Annotated in this window: 23 protein-coding genes, 1 pseudogene and 1 other annotated feature; of the genes and pseudogenes, 20 read left to right on the top strand and 4 right to left on the bottom strand. The window is 42.7% G+C overall.

The annotated features are described in order from the left end of the window. The first annotated feature begins 8 nt into the window (after positions 1 to 8). Positions 9 to 200: a ComG operon transcriptional repressor ComZ gene (gene comZ / locus NZD81_RS09940; RefSeq protein WP_003224559.1), complete on the top strand. Its 192-nt coding sequence runs from the start codon at positions 9 to 11 to the stop codon at positions 198 to 200. A 29-nt stretch (positions 201 to 229) separates the two neighbouring features. Here comZ and yjzB read toward each other — a convergent pair whose 3' ends face one another. After that, the gene (yjzB, locus tag NZD81_RS09935) at positions 230 to 457 is read right to left on the bottom strand and encodes a spore coat protein YjzB (protein ID WP_080478200.1); all 228 of its coding nucleotides are present in this window, start codon (positions 455 to 457) and stop codon (positions 230 to 232) included. A 164-nt stretch (positions 458 to 621) separates the two neighbouring features. Here yjzB and fabH point away from each other — a divergent pair, with 164 nt between their 5' ends. The 9 genes from fabH (at position 622) to NZD81_RS09890 (ending at position 10,478) form a co-directional block, all read left to right on the top strand. After that, on the top strand, positions 622 to 1,560 hold the full coding sequence (gene fabH / locus NZD81_RS09930; protein WP_014663519.1) for a beta-ketoacyl-ACP synthase III: 939 nt from the start codon (positions 622 to 624) through the stop codon (positions 1,558 to 1,560). Between the two features lie 22 nt (positions 1,561 to 1,582). Beyond that, a complete protein-coding gene (fabF, locus tag NZD81_RS09925; RefSeq protein WP_014663520.1) occupies positions 1,583 to 2,824 on the top strand; it encodes a beta-ketoacyl-ACP synthase II in 1,242 nt (413 codons plus the stop codon). 74 nt (positions 2,825 to 2,898) lie between these two features. Beyond that, the gene (locus NZD81_RS09920) at positions 2,899 to 3,684 is read left to right on the top strand and encodes a DUF2268 domain-containing putative Zn-dependent protease (RefSeq protein ID WP_289860417.1); all 786 of its coding nucleotides are present in this window, start codon (positions 2,899 to 2,901) and stop codon (positions 3,682 to 3,684) included. 191 nt (positions 3,685 to 3,875) lie between these two features. Beyond that, complete coding sequence (appD, locus tag NZD81_RS09915; RefSeq protein WP_040083455.1) at positions 3,876 to 4,862, top strand: oligopeptide ABC transporter ATP-binding protein AppD; 987 nt, start codon at positions 3,876 to 3,878, stop codon at positions 4,860 to 4,862. Next, positions 4,859 to 5,848 carry an oligopeptide ABC transporter ATP-binding protein AppF gene (gene appF, locus NZD81_RS09910; RefSeq protein ID WP_289860416.1) on the top strand — a complete coding sequence of 330 codons (990 nt, stop codon included), beginning with the start codon at positions 4,859 to 4,861 and terminating at the stop codon, positions 5,846 to 5,848. Before appD ends, appF begins: the two co-directional genes overlap by 4 nt. 87 nt (positions 5,849 to 5,935) lie before the next feature. Beyond that, positions 5,936 to 7,567, top strand: coding sequence for a peptide-binding protein (locus NZD81_RS09905; protein ID WP_014663524.1), 1,632 nt, complete (start codon positions 5,936 to 5,938; stop codon positions 7,565 to 7,567). A 75-nt stretch (positions 7,568 to 7,642) separates the two neighbouring features. Beyond that, positions 7,643 to 8,593, top strand: a complete 951-nt coding sequence (gene appB, locus NZD81_RS09900) for an oligopeptide ABC transporter permease AppB (protein WP_289860415.1) — start codon at positions 7,643 to 7,645, stop codon at positions 8,591 to 8,593. Positions 8,594 to 8,609: 16 nt separating this feature from the next. Next, a complete protein-coding gene (gene appC, locus NZD81_RS09895) occupies positions 8,610 to 9,521 on the top strand; it encodes an oligopeptide ABC transporter permease AppC (protein ID WP_014663525.1) in 912 nt (303 codons plus the stop codon). 204 nt (positions 9,522 to 9,725) lie between these two features. After that, positions 9,726 to 10,478, top strand: coding sequence for a YjbA family protein (locus tag NZD81_RS09890; RefSeq protein WP_014663526.1), 753 nt, complete (start codon positions 9,726 to 9,728; stop codon positions 10,476 to 10,478). 37 nt (positions 10,479 to 10,515) lie between these two features. Here the strand turns inward: NZD81_RS09890 and trpS are convergent, their stop codons facing one another. Next, the gene (gene trpS, locus NZD81_RS09885) at positions 10,516 to 11,508 is read right to left on the bottom strand and encodes a tryptophan--tRNA ligase (RefSeq protein WP_289860414.1); all 993 of its coding nucleotides are present in this window, start codon (positions 11,506 to 11,508) and stop codon (positions 10,516 to 10,518) included. Between the two features lie 58 nt (positions 11,509 to 11,566). Continuing rightward, positions 11,567 to 11,781 (bottom strand) — a binding site (T-box leader). Between the two features lie 471 nt (positions 11,782 to 12,252). On the opposite strand from trpS, the gene oppA reads away from it, so the two are divergent. The 8 genes from oppA (at position 12,253) to spx (ending at position 20,495) form a co-directional block, all read left to right on the top strand. Further along, positions 12,253 to 13,890, top strand: coding sequence for an oligopeptide ABC transporter substrate-binding protein OppA (oppA, locus tag NZD81_RS09880; protein ID WP_289860413.1), 1,638 nt, complete (start codon positions 12,253 to 12,255; stop codon positions 13,888 to 13,890). 107 nt (positions 13,891 to 13,997) lie between these two features. Beyond that, positions 13,998 to 14,933, top strand: coding sequence for an oligopeptide ABC transporter permease OppB (oppB, locus tag NZD81_RS09875; RefSeq protein ID WP_003245554.1), 936 nt, complete (start codon positions 13,998 to 14,000; stop codon positions 14,931 to 14,933). Between the two features lie 3 nt (positions 14,934 to 14,936). Continuing rightward, on the top strand, positions 14,937 to 15,854 hold the full coding sequence (oppC, locus tag NZD81_RS09870) for an oligopeptide ABC transporter permease OppC (protein WP_003232954.1): 918 nt from the start codon (positions 14,937 to 14,939) through the stop codon (positions 15,852 to 15,854). 4 nt (positions 15,855 to 15,858) lie between these two features. Beyond that, complete coding sequence (gene oppD, locus NZD81_RS09865; protein WP_080488797.1) at positions 15,859 to 16,935, top strand: oligopeptide ABC transporter ATP-binding protein OppD; 1,077 nt, start codon at positions 15,859 to 15,861, stop codon at positions 16,933 to 16,935. 1 nt (position 16,936) lies between these two features. Beyond that, positions 16,937 to 17,854 carry an oligopeptide ABC transporter ATP-binding protein OppF gene (gene oppF / locus NZD81_RS09860; protein WP_103031877.1) on the top strand — a complete coding sequence of 306 codons (918 nt, stop codon included), beginning with the start codon at positions 16,937 to 16,939 and terminating at the stop codon, positions 17,852 to 17,854. 105 nt (positions 17,855 to 17,959) lie between these two features. Beyond that, complete coding sequence (locus NZD81_RS09855) at positions 17,960 to 19,174, top strand: MFS transporter (protein WP_282374338.1); 1,215 nt, start codon at positions 17,960 to 17,962, stop codon at positions 19,172 to 19,174. Positions 19,175 to 19,340: 166 nt separating this feature from the next. Beyond that, positions 19,341 to 19,919, top strand: coding sequence for a GNAT family N-acetyltransferase (locus NZD81_RS09850; protein ID WP_003244921.1), 579 nt, complete (start codon positions 19,341 to 19,343; stop codon positions 19,917 to 19,919). Positions 19,920 to 20,099: 180 nt separating this feature from the next. After that, positions 20,100 to 20,495, top strand: coding sequence for a transcriptional regulator Spx (gene spx, locus NZD81_RS09845; protein ID WP_003245483.1), 396 nt, complete (start codon positions 20,100 to 20,102; stop codon positions 20,493 to 20,495). A 42-nt stretch (positions 20,496 to 20,537) separates the two neighbouring features. Here the strand turns inward: spx and NZD81_RS09840 are convergent, their stop codons facing one another. Continuing rightward, a complete protein-coding gene (locus NZD81_RS09840; RefSeq protein WP_040083448.1) occupies positions 20,538 to 21,194 on the bottom strand; it encodes a TerC family protein in 657 nt (218 codons plus the stop codon). Between the two features lie 169 nt (positions 21,195 to 21,363). On the opposite strand from NZD81_RS09840, the gene NZD81_RS09835 reads away from it, so the two are divergent. Both NZD81_RS09835 and mecA read left to right on the top strand, forming a co-directional pair. Further along, positions 21,364 to 21,504, top strand: coding sequence for a hypothetical protein (locus NZD81_RS09835; RefSeq protein WP_134975725.1), 141 nt, complete (start codon positions 21,364 to 21,366; stop codon positions 21,502 to 21,504). Beyond that, positions 21,471 to 22,127: an adaptor protein MecA gene (gene mecA / locus NZD81_RS09830; protein WP_069149371.1), complete on the top strand. Its 657-nt coding sequence runs from the start codon at positions 21,471 to 21,473 to the stop codon at positions 22,125 to 22,127. The genes NZD81_RS09835 and mecA overlap by 34 nt, the downstream gene beginning before the upstream one ends. On the opposite strand, the pseudogene NZD81_RS21265 reads toward mecA, so the two are convergent. Further along, positions 22,122 to 22,241 (bottom strand): annotated as a pseudogene (locus NZD81_RS21265) (hypothetical protein). The gene mecA and the pseudogene NZD81_RS21265 sit on opposite strands and share 6 nt — an antisense overlap. Between the last annotated feature and the right edge of the window lie 2 nt (positions 22,242 to 22,243).

Below are 22,243 nucleotides of genomic sequence, written 5' to 3'. Positions count from 1 at the left end.
GACGTCACATGCAGCACGAAAAATCACTTGAATTCTTGCAAATTGCCATGAAATACCTCCCTGAAGCGAAAGAACAGCTTGAGAAATCAGGCATTGAGCTCTCAATGGAGGCCATACAGCCGTTTATGAATCTATTTACAACGGTAATGGCGGAAGCTTACGAGCTTGGCAAGTCTGATGCTAAATCTGAAACCGAATAAAAAGAAGCCACTTTTGCGAAAGTGGCTTTTCACATGATTTTCTTTTTAATCGCGGTGATCATGGGCGCAAGCTCCTTTAGAGCGGGCTTGATTTGATCAAGAGAGTTCATAATTGAACCGATTTGGTCCATAATATGCATGTAATGAATCGTCTCTTCGTCGTTGGTCTGAGAAACCTCCTCTTGCTGTTCCTCCTTCTCTTCTGTTGGTTTTGCGGAATCGCCGAACATCATTTTTGAAAATACATCCAACTGCATACGCCTCCTTTCTATATACAATACTCTATGAGTAAGTTGAACTGATAGTTTAGACGAATATATTGCCATGCGAAAAAAAATAGGATAGAATTAGTACCTGATACTAATAATTGATCACAACCTGATTGATCTTCTAAATTTAAGATATAAAGGAGTCTTCCCTTATGAAAGCTGGAATACTTGGTGTTGGACGTTACATTCCTGAGAAGGTTTTAACAAATCATGATCTTGAAAAAATGGTTGAAACTTCTGACGAGTGGATTCGTACAAGAACTGGAATAGAAGAAAGAAGAATTGCCGCAGATGATGTGTATTCATCACATATGGCTGTTGCGGCAGCGAAACATGCGCTGGAACAAGCTGAAGTGGCTGCTGAGGATTTGGATATGATCCTGGTTGCAACTGTTACACCTGATCAGTCATTTCCTACGGTCTCTTGTATGATTCAAGAACAGCTCGGCGCTAAAAAAGCGTGTGCTATGGATATTAGCGCTGCTTGTGCGGGCTTTATGTACGGCGTTGTAACCGGAAAACAATTTATTGAATCCGGAACCTACAAACATGTTCTAGTTGTCGGTGTAGAGAAGCTCTCAAGCATTACAGACTGGGAAGACCGCAATACTGCCGTTCTGTTTGGAGATGGGGCAGGCGCCGCGGTAGTCGGACCAGTCAGTGATGACAGAGGAATCCTTTCATTTGAGCTAGGAGCCGACGGTACAGGCGGTCAGCACTTGTATCTGAATGAAAAACGACATACAATCATGAATGGACGAGAAGTTTTCAAATTTGCAGTCCGCCAAATGGGAGAATCATGCGTAAATGTCATTGAAAAAGCTGGACTTTCAAAAGAGGATGTCGACTTTTTGATTCCGCATCAGGCGAACATCCGCATCATGGAAGCTGCACGCGAGCGTTTAGAGCTTCCTGTCGAAAAGATGTCTAAAACCGTTCATAAATATGGAAATACTTCTGCCGCATCCATTCCGATCTCTCTTGTAGAAGAATTGGAAGCCGGTAAAATCAAAGACGGCGATGTGGTCGTTATGGTAGGGTTCGGCGGAGGACTAACATGGGGCGCCATTGCAATCCGCTGGGGCCGATAAAAAAAGGTGAGGTGCACACAAGATGACTAAAAAAAGAGTAGTTGTTACAGGACTTGGAGCATTATCTCCGCTTGGCAACGACGTCGATACAAGTTGGAATAACGCAATCAACGGTGTGTCCGGAATCGGTCCGATCACTCGTGTTGATGCTGAAGAATATCCGGCAAAAGTAGCCGCTGAATTAAAAGACTTCAATGTTGAAGATTATATGGATAAAAAAGAAGCCAGAAAAATGGACCGCTTTACACAATATGCGGTTGTAGCTGCGAAAATGGCAGTTGAAGACGCAGATCTTAACATTACGGATGAGATCGCGCCGAGAGTCGGTGTTTGGGTAGGCTCCGGTATCGGAGGACTTGAAACACTAGAATCTCAATTTGAAATCTTCCTAACAAAAGGCCCGAGACGGGTAAGCCCGTTTTTCGTGCCAATGATGATTCCTGACATGGCGACAGGCCAGATTTCTATTGCGCTAGGAGCGAAAGGAGTCAATTCTTGTACGGTTACAGCATGTGCTACAGGAACGAACTCTATCGGTGACGCGTTTAAAGTCATTCAGCGCGGTGATGCAGATGTGATGGTCACAGGCGGAACAGAAGCGCCGCTGACAAGAATGTCATTCGCGGGCTTCAGTGCCAACAAAGCACTGTCTACTAATCCAGATCCGAAAACAGCGAGCCGCCCGTTCGATAAAAACCGTGATGGCTTTGTCATGGGTGAAGGTGCAGGGATTATCGTTCTTGAAGAGCTTGAGCATGCCCTGGCCCGCGGTGCTAAAATCTACGGAGAAATTGTCGGCTACGGCTCAACAGGAGACGCTTATCATATCACAGCGCCGGCCCAAGATGGTGAAGGCGGAGCGAGAGCGATGCAAGAAGCTATTAAAGATGCGGGCATTGCGCCACAAGAAATTGATTATATCAATGCTCACGGAACAAGCACGTATTACAACGACAAATATGAAACAATGGCGATTAAAACCGTTTTCGGCGAGCATGCGCATAAACTTGCGGTAAGCTCTACAAAATCAATGACAGGCCACCTTTTAGGTGCAGCTGGCGGTATTGAAGCCATTTTCTCTATCCTTGCCATTAAAGAAGGCGTGATCCCGCCGACAATCAATATTCAAACACCTGACGAAGAATGCGATTTGGATTATGTGCCTGATGAAGCTCGCAGACAGGAGCTCAATTATGTTCTCAGCAACTCATTAGGATTCGGCGGGCACAATGCGACATTAATCTTTAAGAAATATCAATCATAATCAAGCCAAACCGGCTGCCCTTAGAGGGTAGCCGGTTTTTTTTGTGTGCATAGATTAAAAGAGGAGGCGATCACATGAGTGTAGAACAAACATATAGCTGGCTCAGGAAGGCTGCTTCAATAGATGATTTGGCACCTTACATTATCCCGCTTTTTTCAGGTACGGGGAAAAAGAACTGGAAGGGCATTTTGGGGCATCTTCAGCATCATGGGATGTTTAAAAACATGACAGAGGGTATTCAGACTGCTTCCAAGCTGAAGGAAAAAGGTTTTTACGAGCATATCCAAAAGGAAGAACAGTATCTTAAAAACAAATGGCAAGGTCCTGATGTACCAATTGTTCCGCTGCCGGTTGATGAACGAAATAGGAGAATTCGTTTAGAATTTGGATCAAAATCAGGACTCGCGTTTCAAGACAAAATGTTCCTCTTTCTTTCGTCAGATTTAGATTTTGGATCAGTATCTGCCCTGATGACGCATGAGTATCATCATGTTTGCCGGTTAGGTCATCTCACAAAAGAGGAAAAGGATGTCACATTACTTGATACAATCATCATGGAAGGGCTGGCGGAATATGCTGTTTATGAGAGGTTCGGCCGAAGTCAAACGGCTGAATGGACGACTTGGTATACCCTAGAGCAGCTTCAGGCTTTATATGAAAAAAAGATTGCGCCCCATCAGGATATCAAACGGGATGATCGATTATTTCCCCAGCTGTTATTCGGCAAAGGATATCAGCCGAAAATGCTTGGATACGCAGTTGGATTCAATATTGTAAAAAAGTATTTAACTGCCAATAAGGCAAGCGCCGCAGACGGACTTTCCATTCCTGCTGAAACCTTTTTGGATGCAATGCTTTAAAAGGATAAAATAATGGAATTTCGTTAATAATATTACATTTATCCTAAAAAATTCTTGATTTTGCAAAATGATTGTAATAATATACAACTATAAAATTTTTCGATAATTCAATATTATTTATTATTTCTGAATAAAGGGATTGCTTTCTCTTGAAAACGATTGACCACAAGAGGGGGGAAAGGGGAGCTAGCATGAGCACACTATTAGAAGTGAATAATTTAAAGACTTATTTTTTCCGGAAAAAGGAGCCGATCCCTGCGGTTGACGGAGTCGATTTTCACATCAGCAAAGGCGAAACCGTCGCGCTTGTAGGTGAATCGGGCTCCGGAAAAAGCATTACTTCCTTATCAATTATGGGCCTCGTCCAAAGCTCAGGCGGAAAAATCATGGACGGCTCTATTAAACTCGAAGACAAAGACCTCACCTCATTCACTGAAAACGATTATTGCAAAATCCGCGGAAACGAAGTATCCATGATCTTTCAAGAACCAATGACCTCCCTTAATCCGGTGTTAACAATCGGAGAACAAATTACCGAAGTGCTGATTTACCATAAAAACATGAAGAAAAAAGAAGCCTGTCAGCGAGCTGTTGAACTCTTGCAGATGGTCGGTTTCTCCCGGGCGGAGCAAATAATGAAGGAGTACCCGCATCGGCTGTCAGGCGGTATGAGACAGAGGGTGATGATTGCCATCGCACTAAGCTGTAATCCTAAATTGCTCATTGCCGATGAACCGACGACAGCGCTGGATGTGACAATACAAGCCCAGGTGCTGGAGCTCATGAAAGATCTCTGCCAGAAGTTCAACACATCGATTCTTCTGATCACACACGACTTAGGTGTCGTGTCCGAAGCGGCTGATAGAGTGATTGTCATGTACTGCGGACAAGTCGTAGAAAACGCCACTGTTGATGACTTATTTTTAGAACCGCTTCATCCTTATACAGAAGGCCTGCTTACGTCAATTCCTGTTATAGATGGAGAGATTGATAAATTAAATGCAATTAAAGGCAGCGTGCCTACACCTGATAATCTGCCGCCGGGGTGCCGTTTTGCCCCAAGGTGTCCGAAAGCTATGGATAAGTGCTGGACAAATCAGCCTGCGCTTTTGACACACAAAAGCGGAAGAACGGTGAGATGCTTTTTATATGAGGAAGAGGGTGCAGAACAATCATGACAGCAGCTAATCAAGAAACAATCTTAGAGCTTCGTGACGTAAAAAAATACTTTCCGATCCGCTCAGGCCTTTTTCAACGAAAAGTTGGTGATGTAAAAGCGGTGGATGGTGTGTCATTTTCGTTAAAAAAAGGAGAGACACTCGGAATCGTTGGAGAGTCGGGCTGCGGAAAATCGACTGCCGGCAGAACGATGATCAGACTGTACAAACCAACAGAAGGCCAAATTCTTTTTAAAGGGCAGGATATTTCCAATCTGTCAGAGGAGAAGCTGCGGAAGAGTGTCCGCAAAAATATTCAAATGGTGTTCCAAGATCCATTTGCCTCGTTAAACCCGAGAAAGACACTGAGGTCTATCATAAAGGAGCCGTTTAATACGCACAACATGTATACGATGCGTGAACGAAACGAGAAAGTCGAAGAGCTGCTTGCGAGAGTTGGCCTTCACCCGTCGTTTGCCGGACGTTATCCCCATGAGTTTTCCGGCGGACAGCGTCAGCGGATCGGCATTGCCAGAGCACTCACTTTAAATCCAGAGCTGATCATTGCTGATGAGCCGGTTTCCGCACTTGATGTATCCATCCAGGCCCAAGTGATTAACTTGATGGAGGAATTACAGGAGGAATTTGATCTTACGTATCTATTTATCTCCCATGATCTAAGTGTCGTCCGCCATATCAGCGACAGAGTCGGAGTGATGTATCTTGGCAAAATGATGGAGCTGACCGGCAAGCATGAGCTTTATGACAACCCGCTTCACCCATATACCCAAGCGCTTTTATCCTCCGTTCCGGTTACAAGAAAAAAAGGATCTGTCAGACGTGAACGCATTGTCCTGAAGGGAGAGCTGCCAAGTCCGGCCAACCCGCCAAAAGGCTGCGTATTCCACACAAGATGCCCTGTTGCAAAACCGATATGCAAGGAACAAATACCAGAATTTAAAGAAGCTGCTCCCAGCCACTTTGTGGCTTGTCACCTTTATAGCTAATGTTGCCCGCACAGCTTTGAGAGGGGGTATGCATACTACATAAACAACAGCTGAGAAGAACGAACATTTTAAAAGGGGGAATATCTAATGAAAAGACGGAAAACCGCACTGATGATGCTAAGTGTATTGATGGTCCTGGCCATCTTTTTATCAGCCTGCTCGGGCTCAAAATCGAGCAGCAGCAGTGAGAAAAAATCAGCAGGCAAACCTCAGCGAGGCGGGGATTTGGTTGTCGGTTCAATCGGAGAACCCACACTTTTTAACTCTCTGTATTCTACGGACGACGCAAGTACGGATATTGAAAATATGCTGTACAGCTTTTTAACGAAAACGGATGAAAAACTAAATGTGAAATTGTCACTCGCTGAAAGTATTAAAGAATTAGACGGCGGCCTTGCATATGATGTGAAAATTAAAAAAGGCGTTAAGTTTCATGACGGAAAAGAACTGACTGCAGACGACGTCGTATTTACGTACAGTGTCCCTTTAAGCAAAGATTACAAGGGAGAACGCGGTTCAACATATGAAATGCTGAAATCCGTAGAAAAAAAAGGCGATTACGAAGTCTTGTTTAAGCTGAAATATAAAGACGGTAATTTCTACAACAATGCGTTAGACAGCACAGCTATTCTGCCGAAACATATTCTCGGTAATGTTCCGATTGCCGATTTAGAAGAAAATGAGTTTAACAGAAAGAAACCAATCGGTTCAGGACCATTTAAGTTTAAGGAATGGAAGCAGGGCCAATATATTAAGCTCGAAGCGAATGATGATTACTTTGAAGGAAGACCGTATTTAGATACTGTGACGTATAAAGTCATTCCTGACGCAAATGCTGCCGTTGCTCAGCTACAGGCAGGCGATATTAATTTCTTTAATGTGCCCGCCACTGACTACAAAACGGCTGAAAAATTCAACAACCTAAAAATCGTTACTGATTTGGCATTAAGTTATGTGTACATCGGGTGGAATGAAAAAAATGAATTATTCAAGGATAAAAAGGTTCGTCAAGCGCTGACAACCGCTCTTGACCGCGAGTCAATCGTCAGCCAAGTATTAGATGGAGACGGCGAAGTAGCTTACATTCCGGAAAGCCCTTTATCTTGGAACTATCCTAAAGATATAGATGTTCCGAAATTTGAGTACAACGAGAAAAAAGCGAAACAGATGCTTGCAGAAGCCGGCTGGAAAGATACGAACGGTGACGGCATTCTGGATAAAGACGGAAAGAAATTCTCGTTTACCCTTAAAACGAACCAAGGAAACAAAGTCCGTGAAGACATCGCTGTCGTCGTTCAGGAACAGCTGAAAAAAATCGGCATTGAAGTGAAAACCCAGATCGTTGAATGGAGCGCTCTCGTTGAACAAATGAATCCTCCGAATTGGGATTTTGATGCAATGGTCATGGGATGGAGTTTATCCACATTCCCGGATCAATATGATATCTTCCATTCAAGCCAGATTAAAAAGGGTTTGAACTACGTTTGGTATAAAAATGCCGAGGCGGATAAACTCATGAAAGATGCAAAATCAATCAGTGACAGAAAGCAGTATTCAAAAGAATATGAGCAGATCTATCAAAAAATTGCGGAAGATCAGCCGTATACGTTCTTGTATTATCCTAACAACCATATGGCAATGCCGGAAAATCTTGAAGGATACAAATATCATCCGAAACGTGATTTGTATAATATTGAAAAATGGTGGCTTGCAAAATAAATTTCCCTTAAAGGGGAGGGAGAACGTTTTCTCCCTCTTCTGTTTTTAATAAGGAAAGTAAAGGGGGACAAGTATATGGCTGCATATATTATCAGAAGAACCTTAATGTCTATCCCGATTTTATTGGGAATTACGATTTTATCATTTGTTATCATGAAAGCCGCGCCCGGAGATCCGATGACATTAATGATGGACCCGAAAATCAGCCAGGCTGACAGAGAGCAGTTTATTGAAAAATACGGTCTGAATGATCCTCAGTACGTTCAATATTTAAAGTGGCTAGGCAACATGGTGCAGGGTGATTTCGGAACGTCTATTGTCAGAAAAGGAACGCCTGTTTCAGAATTGATTATGGCAAGACTGCCCAATACGCTCCTGCTGATGCTGGTTTCAACGATTTTGGCTCTTATGATTTCTATTCCGTTCGGTGTCCTGTCGGCAAAGCGGCCGTATTCAAAAATCGACTATAGCATTACATTTACCTCGTTTATAGGTCTGGCTATTCCAAACTTTTGGTTTGGATTAATTTTGATTATGGTGTTATCGGTAAATCTCGGCTGGTTTCCTACCGGGGGTGTCGAGACACTGAATACCGAATTCAATATATTTGACCGGATTCATCATTTAATTCTGCCTGCATTCGTTCTAGCTACAGCTGACATGGCCGGACTGACGAGATACACGAGATCCAATATGCTTGATGTATTAAATCAAGATTATATTCGCACAGCGAGAGCAAAAGGATTTAAAGAGAACAAAGTGCTATTTAAACATGGATTGAGGAATGCATTATTACCCGTCATTACAATTTTCGGTTTGATGATTCCTTCATTTATCGGCGGATCTGTCGTTGTCGAACAAATTTTCACTTGGCCGGGATTAGGAAAGCTGTTTGTCGATTCAGCATTCCAGCGCGATTATCCGGTTATCATGGCAATGACTGTGATCTCGGCGGTTCTTGTCGTTGTGGGAAACCTCATTGCAGACATCCTTTACGCGATTGTTGATCCGCGGATCGAATATTAAAAGGAGGGAAACAGAGATGTCAGAGCTGCAAACAACTCCCACGCCGGAGATCAGGCTGAAAGAAAATATTTCGAAAAAACCAGAAACAATGACAAAGATTTTCTGGGAAAAATTCTCGAAAAACAAACTGGCCATTTTAGGTGCCGTTATTCTTTTTATCATTATCATGTCGGCTGTTTTCGCCCCTTTCATTGCACCTTATCCCCAAGAGCAGCAAAGCCTGCTTGATAAATATAAGGCGCCGGGCCTTGAACATCTGATGGGAACGGATAAATTTGGACGTGATATTTTCAGCCGGATCCTATATGGAGCGCGTGTCTCTTTATTGGTTGGATTTGCGTCCGTAGTCGGTTCGATTTTGATCGGAACGGTTTTAGGAGCATTAGCTGGATATTTCAGAGGAATAGTGGATGCTGTCATTATGCGTGTAGTTGACATTGTGTTATCCATTCCTGATATTTTCTTGTTGATCACGCTGGTCACCATCTTCAAGCCGGGTGTGGACAAACTGATTTTAATTTTCTGTCTCACAGGATGGACCACAACAGCACGATTAGTAAGGGGAGAATTCTTATCGCTTCGTTCAAGGGAATATGTTCTTGCTGCTAAAACAATTGGAACAAAGACGCACAAAATTATTTTTTCTCATATCCTGCCCAATGCGTTAGGGCCGATTATTGTGTCAGCTACGCTGAAAGTAGGGTCTGTTATTCTAGCTGAATCGGCGCTAAGCTACTTGGGATTTGGAATTCAGCCGCCAATCGCTAGCTGGGGGAACATGCTTCAAGATGCACAGAATTTCACAGTAATGATTCAAGCATGGTGGTACCCGTTATTTCCCGGGCTATTTATTTTAATGACCGTTTTATGCTTCAACTTTGTCGGTGATGGCCTGCGGGATGCACTTGACCCAAAAAATATTAAATAAAAATGAATATAAAATCTGTTATAAAATATCACCAAATCAGAAAAAAAGCAGGTCTCCCTTTGTCAGAAAATATACAAAGAGATCTGCTTTTTGTGATTCTTGCATAAAACCAGTGATTCCAGATTTCCTCAATCTCTTTGGAATAATTTCTCTGTCCCTTGCCTATACTGTGGACAACAGTTTTTATAAAGTGAGGGGTTAGAGATGTTATTTCTTCATGATGTGTGGGTCAATTGGTTTGAAGGGGAAGAAAATGGCTACAATGTATGCCACTTTCACGAATGGCGCAAGGAAGATACGGTTGAGCTTTTGGATCAGGTGCCTTTGTTAAGGGTGCCGTCAGTACTGTTTCATTACATAGAAAACGATTTGTCAGAGCTTCCGAAAGGTTTGCTTGAAGACGTACATCAGAAATCGTACATTCGGAAAAATCATGAGCGGACAAAGCTTGAATATTGTTTTGTTGTAACAGACGGAATCGGCATTTTGGCTGTCGACACGATCGGCTATACAATCCCTGTCAGGAAAAGCCGTCTGATCCCAAGACAAGAGCAGCTCGTTTATGAAATGGTAAAAGATGTAGAGCCTGAAGCGTATGAATTTGAACCAAAGAAACTGGAATCCTCTAAAGAATATCACATCTTATCATTAGCACCAGAACATGTCAGGGGTCTGACAAGAAAAGAACGGCAAATCAAGCAGCTGATGTTTATGGCGCTTGACCAATTAAAAGGGCTGAAAAACCGCGCTGAAATCGGCTATTGGTATACAGAGTGGAATCCGCATATGTATGAACAAATCAAACGGATGAGCTTTGAAGAGATTTGGGACATGTTGTATAACGAAACAATTGAAGGCTGGTCGGACAAGCACCTGGCTTTTTGCGAAAACCTAATAAAAGGACAGCCTTTTTTCGAAAAGCTGTGGGAAATGGAAAATGAATCAAAGGTAAACTGAAATAAAAAACCGCTCTTTGCAAAGAGCGGTTTTTTGATCAGCGTCTTTTTCTTCCAAGACCCATGGCATTCTCCATTTTTTTCAGCATTTTGTTTGCTGTCCGGTTCGCCCGTTCCGCGCCTTCATCAAGAATCCGGTCTAATTCTTCAGATTCTATCAGCTCATAATAGCGGTCCTGGATTGGTTTTAATGTGTTCACCACGACTTCTGCCAAATCACCTTTAAACTCGCCGTAGCCTTTTCCGTCGTATTTTGCTTCAAGCTCTTCAATTGTCGTATTGCTGAGGATTGAATAAATCGTAAGAAGGTTGGAAACACCCGGTTTGTTTTCTTTGTCAAATTTTACAATGCCCTCGGAATCTGTCACAGCGCTTTTGATTTTCTTTTCAAGAAGCTTCGGTTCATCCAGCAGTGTAATATAAGATTTCTGGTTCGGATCAGATTTGCTCATCTTCTTTAGCGGATCATTCAGAGACATGATGCGTGCACCGACTTTTGGAATTTTCACTTCCGGAATCGTGAAGATGTCGTTGTATTTTTTGTTGAAGCGTTCTGCGAGATTCCGCGTCAGCTCAAGGTGCTGCTTTTGATCCTCACCAACAGGCACAAGATCCGTTCCGTACAGCAGAATATCAGCGGCCATCAGCGGCGGGTATGTTAACAGGCCGGAGACGACAGCCTCATTGCCTTTGGATTTGTCCTTAAATTGAGTCATTCGTTCAAGTTCGCCGATATATGCGACACACTGCATCATCCATCCGGCCTGTGCGTGCGCGGGAACCTCTGACTGAATAAACAATGTTGCTTTTTCCGGATCAAGTCCGACAGCTAAGTAAAGCGCCGCCAGACTGCGGATATTCTTTCTTAGCTGGAGCCGATCTTGAGGAACGGTTATTGCATGCTGGTCGACGATGCAAAAATAGCTGTTATAATCATGCTGCAGTTCGACAAACTGCTTCATTGCACCGATATAGTTGCCAAGCGTAACAGAGCCGCTTGGCTGAATGCCTGAAAAAATCGTTTGTTTCATGAAAACATCAACCTCATTTCTTAAAACATAATAAAAAAGGCTCATTCTTCCCCTATAAAAAAGGGACGAATGAACCGTGGTACCACCCTGATTATTCCATTAAAATGGAATCACTCTGACGTTTGTAACGGAGTCTGCTCCGGCTGAGCCTACTTTTTTCGGGTTCGGTCAGCTGCTCCAAAGTCCATTCCACATTGCCCGTTATCTGCTCCCAGCACCGCAGACTCTCTTCAAACAGGTGAAATGTGTACTACTCTTCTTCATAGCACGCTTTTCTTTTGATTGCTTCATTATAAATCAATTATAACCAATTGTCATCATGAAAAAACATTCTTTTTCCCAGTAACATTGTAATGATATAAATAACATGGGTGCTGTAAAACCCTTAAATGATAACTGCTATCAGTGTGAAAACAGGCAGATATTATATGTAAAAAGCAATATGGATAGAAAACTCATGAAAAAGTTTTTAATCAATTTATGCTTTAAATGGTAGAAGGATATTATGTTCGTGGAAGAAAAACTAACGAAGTTTAAATATTTTAAATTGATAAAATAATATTGCAATAAATTATTTGTTTCATTATAATGAACTTGTTCACTCTATTGTTACAGCTTTTTTACAAAAATAATCAGAAAAGACGGAACAGAATAAAAGTTATGGAAACTTAGGTTCATTTGTCTGATATTTCTGAGGATTTAGCCGTAAGGAGCTGAAAAATTCTTATTAGGGGGTTTGCGAATATGAAAAAACGTTGGTCGATTGTCACGTTGATGCTCATTTTCACTCTCGTGCTGAGCGCTTGCGGCTTTGGCGGCAGCGGATCAAACGGTGAAGGGAAAAAGGACAGTAAAGGAAAGACAACACTTAACATTAATATTAAAACTGAGCCGTTCTCCTTACATCCGGGATTGGCAAATGATTCAGTTTCAGGCGGTGTCATCCGTCAGACTTTTGAAGGATTGACACGCATTAATGCAGATGGGGAGCCTGAAGAAGGCATGGCATCTAAAATCGAAACAAGCAAGGACGGTAAAACATATACATTCACTATTCGTGATGGTGTGAAATGGTCTAATGGAGACCCTGTAACAGCACAAGATTTTGAATATGCTTGGAAATGGGCGCTTGACCCTAATAATGAATCACAATACGCTTACCAGCTCTACTACATAAAAGGTGCTGAAGCGGCGAATACAGGCAAAGGCAGCCTAGATGATGTGGCAGTAAAAGCCGTGAATGATAAAACGCTGAAGGTTGAATTAAATAACCCGACTCCATATTTCACTGAATTAACTGCGTTCTATACGTATATGCCGATCAACAAGAAAATTGCAGAGAAAAATAAAAAGTGGAATACAAATGCTGGGGATGATTATGTATCAAACGGGCCGTTCAAAATGACAGCATGGAAACACAGCGGTTCTATTACTCTCGAAAAAAATGACCAGTATTGGGATAAAGACAAAGTCAAACTGAAGAAAATCAATATGGTTATGATCAACAATAACAATACGGAATTGAAAAAATTCCAAGCTGGCGAACTTGATTGGGCCGGTATGCCGCTCGGGCAGCTTCCGACAGAATCTCTCCCTTCCTTGAAAAAAGACGGTTCTTTACATGTTGAGCCGATCGCAGGTGTGTATTGGTACAAATTCAACACTGAAGCTAAGCCGCTAGACAACGTCAATATCCGTAAAGCATTAACATATTCGATTGACCGTCAGTCGATTGTTAAAAACGTTACGCAAGGAGAGCAAATCCCGGCAATGGCTGCGGTGCCGCCGACAATGAAGGGATTTGAGGATAACAAAGAAGGCTACTTCAAAGACAACGATATCAAAACAGCAAAAGAATACCTTGAAAAAGGCCTAAAAGAAATGGGCTTAAGCAAGGCATCTGACTTGCCGAAAATCAAATTGTCTTATAACACTGATGATGCACATGCGAAAATCGCTCAAGCCGTACAAGAAATGTGGAAGAAAAATTTAGGCGTTGATGTTGAGCTTGATAATTCAGAATGGAATGTCTATATTGATAAGCTCCACAGCCAAGATTATCAAATCGGCCGCATGGGCTGGCTTGGCGACTTTAACGATCCTATTAACTTTTTAGAATTGTTCCGTGACAAAGACGGAGGAAATAACGATACGGGCTGGGAAAATCCAGAATTCAAAAAATTGCTGAACCAGTCACAAACTGAAACAAATAAAACAAAACGTGCAGAGCTGCTGAAAAAAGCAGAAGGTATTTTCATTGATGAAATGCCGGTTGCCCCAATCTATTTCTATACTGATACTTGGGTACAGGATGAAAACCTAAAAGGTGTTATCATGCCAGGTACTGGTGAGGTTTATTTCAGAAACGCATATTTTAAATAAGGCTATGTCTGAAAATAAAAGACCTCAAGGTATATGGGGAGAAAAGCCCCATATACCTTTCTTACTGATGGAGTATAAAAATGTAAAAACCATGGAGGTGTTCCCCCTTGCTAAAATATATCGGAAGACGCTTAGTCTATATGATTATCACACTATTTGTGATTGTAACTGTGACATTCTTCTTAATGCAAGCAGCACCGGGCGGGCCATTTTCAGGTGAGAAAAAGCTTCCGCCTGAAATTGAAGCAAATTTAAATGCGCATTATGGCTTGGACAAGCCGCTGTTTGTACAATATGTCAGTTATTTGAAATCAGTTGCAATGTGGGATTTCGGACCGTCATTTAAATATAAAGGTCAGAGTGTTAACGACCTGATCAGTTCAGGTTTCCCCGTTTCATTTACTCTTGGAGCAGAAGCTATTCTCCTCGCTTTAGCGTTAGGTGTATTGTTTGGGGTCATTGCAGCCCTTTACCATAATAAGTGGCAGGATTATACCGTCGCGATTTTAACGATATTTGGTATTTCGGTTCCGAGCTTTATCATGGCGGCTGTTCTGCAATATGTGTTCTCCATGAAGCTTGGGCTATTTCCGGTCGCGGGGTGGGATTCCTGGGCATACACCTTTTTGCCTTCAATCGCACTTGCTTCCATGCCGATGGCGTTTATTGCCAGACTTTCCCGTTCAAGCATGATCGAAGTGTTAAACAGTGATTATATCCGCACAGCGAAAGCGAAAGGGCTGTCCCGCCCAGCGGTTACTGTGCGGCACGCCATCCGAAACGCGCTTTTGCCGGTTGTTACATATATGGGCCCGATGGCCGCACAGGTCTTAACGGGGAGCTTCATTATTGAAACCATTTTTGGGATCCCGGGGCTTGGTGCACACTTCGTCAACAGTATTACAAACCGTGATTATACGGTCATTATGGGTGTAACGGTGTTCTTCAGTGTCATCCTGCTATTGTGTGTATTAATCGTTGATGTGTTATACGGCATTATTGATCCAAGAATCAAGCTTTCCAAAGCAAAGAAAGGAGCCTAGGCCATGCAGAACATTCCGAAAAACATGTTTGAACCAGCCGCAGCGAATGCCGGCGATGCAGAAAAAATAAGTAAAAAGAGCCTTTCCCTCTGGAAAGATGCGATGCTTCGCTTCCGCAGCAATAAGCTTGCAATGGTCGGGCTTATCATTATCGTGCTCATTATCCTTATGGCCATTTTTGCGCCGATGTTCTCAAGGTATGATTATTCAACTACTAATCTCTTAAATGCGGATAAGCCGCCTTCAAAAGATCACTGGTTCGGCACAGATGATCTTGGACGGGACATTTTCGTCCGTACCTGGGTAGGAGCGCGAATCTCAATCTTTATCGGTGTCGCAGCCGCTGTTCTTGATTTGCTGATCGGCGTCATTTGGGGGAGCATTTCAGGCTTCCGCGGAGGAAGAACAGATGAAATTATGATGCGTATCGCTGATATCCTTTGGGCAGTTCCTTCATTATTAATGGTTATCTTACTGATGGTTGTTCTTCCGAAAGGGCTATTTACGATTATTATTGCCATGACGATTACGGGCTGGATTAACATGGCCAGAATCGTGCGCGGACAAGTGCTGCAGCTGAAGAATCAAGAGTATGTGCTTGCTTCACAGACACTGGGTGCAAAAACATCCCGTCTGCTGTTTAAACATATCGTGCCAAACGCAATGGGTTCCATTTTGGTCACGATGACATTGACAGTTCCTACTGCGATTTTCACAGAAGCCTTTTTAAGCTATTTGGGACTCGGTGTCCCGGCTCCGCTGGCAAGCTGGGGAACGATGGCTTCTGACGGATTGCCTGCATTGACCTATTATCCGTGGCGTTTATTCTTCCCTGCCGGATTTATCTGCATTACAATGTTTGGCTTTAACGTTGTCGGCGACGGATTAAGAGACGCATTGGATCCTAAGTTACGTAAATAAGGGAGTGATACGGGTGACACGCCTATTAGAAGTAAAAGATTTAGCAATTTCATTTAAAACATATGGCGGAGAGGTCCAAGCGATCCGCGGAGTGAATTTCCATCTGGAAAAAGGAGAGACGCTGGCTATCGTCGGAGAATCAGGTTCCGGAAAAAGTGTAACCTCTCAGGCGATTATGAAGCTGATTCCAATGCCTCCGGGTTATTTCAAACGCGGTGAAATCCTGTTTGAAGGGAAGGATCTGGTGCCGCTGTCCGAAAAAGAAATGCAAAATGTCCGGGGAAAAGAGATCGGCATGATATTCCAAGATCCGATGACCTCCTTAAATCCAACGATGAAGGTCGGTAAACAAATTACGGAAGTGCTTTTTAAACACGAAAAGATCTCAAAGGAAGCGGCTAAAAAACGCGCGGTTGAACTGCTGGAATTAGTCGGTATCCCAATGCCGGAAAAGCGGGTGAACCAATTTCCGCACGAATTTTCAGGCGGTATGAGGCAGCGGGTTGTCATCGCCATGGCGCTTGCGGCGAATCCGAAGCTTTTGATCGCCGACGAGCCGACCACTGCACTTGATGTAACGATTCAAGCGCAAATTCTGGAATTGATGAAGGATTTGCAAAAGAAAATTGACACGTCCATCATCTTTATCACACACGATCTTGGTGTTGTGGCAAACGTTGCTGACCGGGTCGCTGTCATGTACGCGGGACAGATTGTAGAAACAGGTACGGTAGACGAAATTTTCTACGATCCGAGACATCCTTATACTTGGGGGCTTCTTGCATCCATGCCGACACTGGAAAGTTCAGGAGAGGAAGAGCTGACTGCCATTCCGGGCACGCCGCCTGATTTGACAAACCCGCCAAAAGGAGATGCTTTTGCCCTGCGGAGCCCTTATGCGATGAAAATCGATTTTGAACAGGAGCCGCCAATGTTTAAGGTATCTGATACTCATTATGTCAAATCATGGCTGCTTCATCCCGACGCGCCAAAGGTAGAGCCGCCTGAAGCGGTAAAAGCGAAAATGCGTAAGCTGGCAAATACGTATGAAAAACCTGTCTTAGTGAGAGAAGGTGAATAAATTGGCTGAAAAACTATTAGAAATCAAACATTTAAAACAGCACTTTGTCACACCGAGAGGAACGGTTAAGGCTGTAGATGATTTATCATTTGATATCTATAAAGGTGAAACATTAGGGCTGGTTGGTGAATCTGGCTGCGGTAAATCGACAACAGGCCGAAGCATTATCCGGCTGTACGAAGCAACCGATGGTGAGGTGCTGTTCAACGGCGAAAATGTGCACGGGAAAAAATCGCGGAAAAAGCTGCTGGAATTCAACCGCAAAATGCAGATGATTTTCCAAGACCCATATGCGTCCCTGAATCCGAGAATGACAGTTGCTGATATTATTGCTGAAGGGCTTGATATTCATAAGCTGGCGAAAACGAAAAAAGAGCGGATGCAGCGGGTCCATGAACTATTGGAAACAGTGGGATTGAACAAGGAACACGCGAACCGCTATCCCCATGAATTTTCCGGCGGCCAGCGCCAAAGAATCGGGATTGCCAGAGCGCTTGCTGTTGATCCGGAATTTATTATCGCAGATGAACCGATTTCCGCTTTGGATGTATCCATTCAAGCGCAGGTCGTGAATTTAATGAAAGAACTGCAAAAAGAAAAAGGGCTCACATACCTGTTTATTGCCCACGATTTATCGATGGTCAAATACATTAGCGACCGCATTGGAGTTATGTATTTCGGGAAACTGGTTGAGCTTGCGCCGGCAGATGAGCTTTATGAAAATCCGCTTCACCCGTATACAAAATCATTGCTTTCTGCGATTCCGCTTCCAGATCCGGACTATGAGAGAAATCGCGTCCGCCAGAAATATGATCCGTCCGTCCATCAATTAAAAGATGGGGAAACGATGGAATTCCGTGAAGTCAAACCGGGACATTTTGTGATGTGCACGGAAGCCGAATTTAAAGCTTTTTCATGATTCATCAATCCTTCAAGAGAATCTCTTGAAGGATTTTTTTGCGTCTCCATAGAAAGTGAGAATGATAACATTTACAATTAGAGGAAAAAGCGGAGGCGAAATACGATTCAATTTTTGCATAACAAAAATGTTTTTGCGCTATTGCTGTCTCAATCTCTACAATCCTTAGCAGGAGTCCTTGTCACAATCGTTTTAATGGTCCGTGTTTATCAAATGACTGACTCCGTTTTTTTTGCTGGACTCGTATTATCGTTCATGTCATTTGCAAGTATAGCTGCAAGCTTTTGCGTCTCTCCGGTGCTTCGCAATCTCGGTTTTAAAAAGGTGCTTGCGGGCGCAAATCTGCTGAGAGCGTTCTTTACAATCCTGATGGCATACAGTGTCACTCATCATGGACAGGCATTCTTTTGGATTACGCTGCTGTTTGTGTTCTGTTTTTCCTTCGCGGGCGCTTTTTTTCAGCCGGCAAGATTCGCGCTGTTGCCGATTATTGTTCCAAAAGAGCACTATGTAAAAGCGAATGGCGTGATCTCCCTTTCGAATCAATTGTTCTTAACAGCAGGCTGGGGCCTTGGAGGCCTTCTGACGTACGCCGTCCCTTTTGAAGTCGTTGTCGGTGCAGCCATTTGTCTGTTTGTTCTTTCGGGAGTTTCCCTCAATGGGCTTCATATAAATGAAAAAACGACTGATGAAACAGATGAAAAAGCATCTGGCAGAAGTATATGGAAGGATTTAATGATTATTCCTATTGTAAGAGACATTACTTTTATGGACATGATAGAAGCTTTGGCGGGTTCTGTTTGGTCGTCTGCTATTCTTCTCGCCTTTACTGCGGTTGTTTTACATGAAACAGAAGCGTGGTGGGGGATGTTTAACGCTTCTTATTTTATAGGTGCCATTGTCGGCAGTGTGATTGCCATTCGTTTTTCTGCTTTTTTTGAGCGGAACATGGGCTGCGCTATTATTTTCTGCTCGCTTGTGATGGCGGCGCTGACCCTTCTGTTCTCAATTTCTACTATCCCGTTTTTATGCGCGCTGGCTTGTGCCGCAATGGGGCCTTTTTATCAGGTGCGTGATATTTGTCAGGAAACCATGCTGCAGGAGGTTATTCCCGAACAGAAACGTATCGGGATCATGGCTGCGAAAAATGCAATTTTAACTCCTTGGTCAGGCGTCACCTACTCCATTATGGGGTTAGTGGCTGATGCGGCTGGTGCGAAAACAGCTTTTATTGCGGCTGCTGCATTATATATCATAACGTTTCTGATTGCACTGGCACAGCCCCGCCTTGTTCATTACAGGCGAGAAAACCGGGTTTAATGAGATGCACTTCAGAATAAACGGAGCAGTTGGCTCCGTTCATTCTGAAAAAAAATGAAACCATGGCGGAAGTTCGTACGTCTTTATAGATGTAAGGCTGTTTAAACAAGAAGAAATGGGGTATATCTAAAAGTATGAAGACAATGAACTCATAAGGAGCAAATCAATGAACTGGTATGAAAAGCTTAGCGAGTACTTTCCAATTGAAGAAATGAAATCAAAAGCGCATATGGAAGCTCTTCTGAAAGAGCGAAGCGATATTTACCATAAAGATGAAGGCAAACATCATATTTTAATGTTTGCGGAATTCGATTCTTTTATTTTCGTTGATTATCTGTATGTGTCTAAGGATGCAAGAGGGCAGGGGCTTGGCGGCAAATTGATCGCAAAGCTGAAAAAGAAAAATAAGCCCATATTGCTCGAGGTGGAACCTGTTGATGAAGATGATACTGATACAGAAAAACGCCTGAGGTTTTATCAAAGAGAGCATTTCAAGCATGCTCAATCAATTGGGTACCGTCGCCGGTCATTGGCTACGAATGAAGTAAACAAGATGGAGATTCTGTATTGGTCACCGAAAACAGAATCAGAAGAAGAAATTCTTGAAGCCATGAAACAGACATATGAAAACATTCATACTTATAAAGATGAGAAATGGTACGGAGAATCGTACGAAAAAACGGATGAGGTCTTGGAAATCATCGATGAAGAAAAACAAAAAAATATTTTCGATCAGTTAAGCTAATTGAGAATAAGAACATATCATGAACATTAAAAATTTGCTGGATTGACACATTTTTTTCTTAGGATACTGTTCACACTTACTTTTTTATAGTATAATACCTGTAAAGATTCCTTTTTTAGAGTAATTTCAATTTAAGAATAAAATAGATGTTCATCCTACTAATTAGAGGAGTGAAGATGAATGGTTACACTATACACATCACCAAGCTGTACTTCATGCAGAAAGGCGAGAGCGTGGCTCGAGGAGCACGAGATTCCATTTGTAGAAAGAAACATTTTCTCTGAACCTTTATCAATTGATGAAATAAAACAAATTCTTCGAATGACTGAGGACGGAACAGATGAAATCATCTCAACCCGTTCAAAAGTATTCCAAAAACTCAATGTGAACGTTGAATCTATGCCGCTGCAAGATTTGTACCGCTTGATCAACGAGCATCCAGGTTTGCTTCGCCGTCCGATCATCATCGACGAAAAACGTTTGCAAGTCGGATATAACGAAGACGAAATCAGACGTTTCCTGCCAAGAAAAGTTCGCTCTTTCCAATTAAGAGAAGCACAGCGTTTGGCAAACTAATAGATCGTATCATCAAAAGAAGGCTGAGTCATCAGCCTTCTTTTATTTTTCAACCTGCTGGTAATAAATGCTCGCAAGAATGACAAACGCAACCGTCAAAATGGGGAGGAGTGTTTCGACTGTGCCGTGCTGCGCCATAAAAAGAGACAGTTTTTTGTCTCTGACAATCATTTCTCCGCCAGTATAAGCAAGCAGCCCGCTTCCCGCGTAAATCAGAAGCGGTATTTTTCCTAGTGCAAAATGGATGAGTTTGCTGCCCCAAATAATAACCGGAACCGATACACACAAACCTATGACGACGAGAGAAAACTCACCGTGTGATGCTCCTGCAACTGCGATGACATTGTCCAGCGACATAAAGAGATCTGCAAGCACAATCGTTCGTATCGCTCTCCACAAAGAGGTGCTGCTTTTAATGTGCTGCGTATCCTTTTTTTCGATCAGCAGCTGATATCCTAAATACAGCAGGAAAATTCCGCCGGCGCACTGCAAGAACGGAATGTTCAAAAGATATACTGCTGCACTTGTTAATCCGATTCTCATGGCAACGGCTATAAATGTTCCGAGAATAATAGCTTGCTGTCTTTGCTTGTCCGGCAAATGTCTGCTGGCCATGGCAATGACGACCGCATTATCTCCGCCGAGGATCAGGTCGATCCCAACAATAACAAGCAGAGAAATCAGATAGTCATGCTCCATGAATCGGCACCTCGCTTTCAGTCCTTCGCTTGTACTACTACTATATGAGACAGGCCGTATTTTATGATATCAGCAGCCTGAACTGCCGTTTTTTAGGCAAAGGTGCATTTTTATTTCTTTTGTGACTGTTTTATCATAAAATAGAAATACAAAGGAATTCACACTGGCCTTGCTTAAGGTTAAGATGTGGACGGAATGGGTAAAGTGTAGTAAAGTACAATTAATCGGGAGCTTAGATGTCCCTTCAACATCTTATATAGAAGGGAAGGTTGGCAAATGGAAATTGAAAGAATTAACGAGCATACAGTAAAATTTTATATGTCTTACGGAGATATTGAAGATCGCGGTTTTGACAGAGAAGAAATTTGGTATAACCGTGAGCGCAGTGAAGAACTGTTCTGGGAAGTCATGGATGAAGTTCATGAAGAAGAGGAATTCGCTGTGGAAGGCCCTCTTTGGATTCAAGTTCAGGCGCTTGACAAAGGATTAGAAATCATCGTCACAAAAGCCCAGCTTTCCAAAGACGGACAAAAGCTCGAACTGCCGATTCCTGAGGATAAAAAGCAAGAACCAGCATCTGAGGACCTTGACGCCTTGCTGGATGATTTCCAGAAAGAAGAGCAGGCCATCAATCAGGAAGAGAAGGAGCAAAAGCTTCAATTTGTCTTGCGATTTGGCGATTTTGAGGATGTTATTTCTCTATCTAATTTGAACGTTAACGGAAGCAAAACGACTTTATATTCGTTTGAGAACCGATATTATTTATATGTGGATTTTTGCAATATGACTGATGAAGAGGTTGAAAATCAGCTAAGCATCCTGCTGGAGTACGCAAATGAATCCTCAATCAGCATACACCGTCTTGAAGAGTACGGCAAGCTGATTATTTCAGAGCATGCTCTAGAAACGATAAAAAAACACTTTGCATCATAGCAAACCGATTTCTTTCCGGAAATCGGTTTTTTTATGCACTAAAATGCCATTTTAAGATGTGAAAAATCGAAAACATACGTACAAGCAAAAATACAGCGAACAGGAGTTGATCAATT

Origin of the sequence: Bacillus sp. B.PNR1 (genome assembly GCF_030386235.1) — a bacterium.
GTDB classification, from domain to species: Bacteria; Bacillota; Bacilli; order Bacillales; family Bacillaceae; genus Bacillus; species Bacillus stercoris.
This window is presented reverse-complemented; position numbering and strand designations above follow the sequence as displayed.

Bases quoted from the DNA above. Each gene is read 5' to 3' on its own strand.
- comZ (WP_003224559.1), top strand. From the start codon at position 9: ATGCAGCACGAAAAATCACTTGAATTCTTGCAAATTGCCATGAAATAC.
- yjzB (WP_080478200.1), bottom strand. From the start codon at position 457: ATGCAGTTGGATGTATTTTCAAAAATGATGTTCGGCGATTCCGCAAAA.
- fabH (WP_014663519.1), top strand. From the start codon at position 622: ATGAAAGCTGGAATACTTGGTGTTGGACGTTACATTCCTGAGAAGGTT.
- fabF (WP_014663520.1), top strand. From the start codon at position 1,583: ATGACTAAAAAAAGAGTAGTTGTTACAGGACTTGGAGCATTATCTCCG.
- NZD81_RS09920 (WP_289860417.1), top strand. From the start codon at position 2,899: ATGAGTGTAGAACAAACATATAGCTGGCTCAGGAAGGCTGCTTCAATA.
- appD (WP_040083455.1), top strand. From the start codon at position 3,876: ATGAGCACACTATTAGAAGTGAATAATTTAAAGACTTATTTTTTCCGG.
- appF (WP_289860416.1), top strand. From the start codon at position 4,859: ATGACAGCAGCTAATCAAGAAACAATCTTAGAGCTTCGTGACGTAAAA.
- NZD81_RS09905 (WP_014663524.1), top strand. From the start codon at position 5,936: ATGAAAAGACGGAAAACCGCACTGATGATGCTAAGTGTATTGATGGTC.
- appB (WP_289860415.1), top strand. From the start codon at position 7,643: ATGGCTGCATATATTATCAGAAGAACCTTAATGTCTATCCCGATTTTA.
- appC (WP_014663525.1), top strand. From the start codon at position 8,610: ATGTCAGAGCTGCAAACAACTCCCACGCCGGAGATCAGGCTGAAAGAA.
- NZD81_RS09890 (WP_014663526.1), top strand. From the start codon at position 9,726: ATGTTATTTCTTCATGATGTGTGGGTCAATTGGTTTGAAGGGGAAGAA.
- trpS (WP_289860414.1), bottom strand. From the start codon at position 11,508: ATGAAACAAACGATTTTTTCAGGCATTCAGCCAAGCGGCTCTGTTACG.
- oppA (WP_289860413.1), top strand. From the start codon at position 12,253: ATGAAAAAACGTTGGTCGATTGTCACGTTGATGCTCATTTTCACTCTC.
- oppC (WP_003232954.1), top strand. From the start codon at position 14,937: ATGCAGAACATTCCGAAAAACATGTTTGAACCAGCCGCAGCGAATGCC.
- NZD81_RS09850 (WP_003244921.1), top strand. From the start codon at position 19,341: ATGAACTGGTATGAAAAGCTTAGCGAGTACTTTCCAATTGAAGAAATG.
- spx (WP_003245483.1), top strand. From the start codon at position 20,100: ATGGTTACACTATACACATCACCAAGCTGTACTTCATGCAGAAAGGCG.
- NZD81_RS09840 (WP_040083448.1), bottom strand. From the start codon at position 21,194: ATGGAGCATGACTATCTGATTTCTCTGCTTGTTATTGTTGGGATCGAC.
- mecA (WP_069149371.1), top strand. From the start codon at position 21,471: ATGGAAATTGAAAGAATTAACGAGCATACAGTAAAATTTTATATGTCT.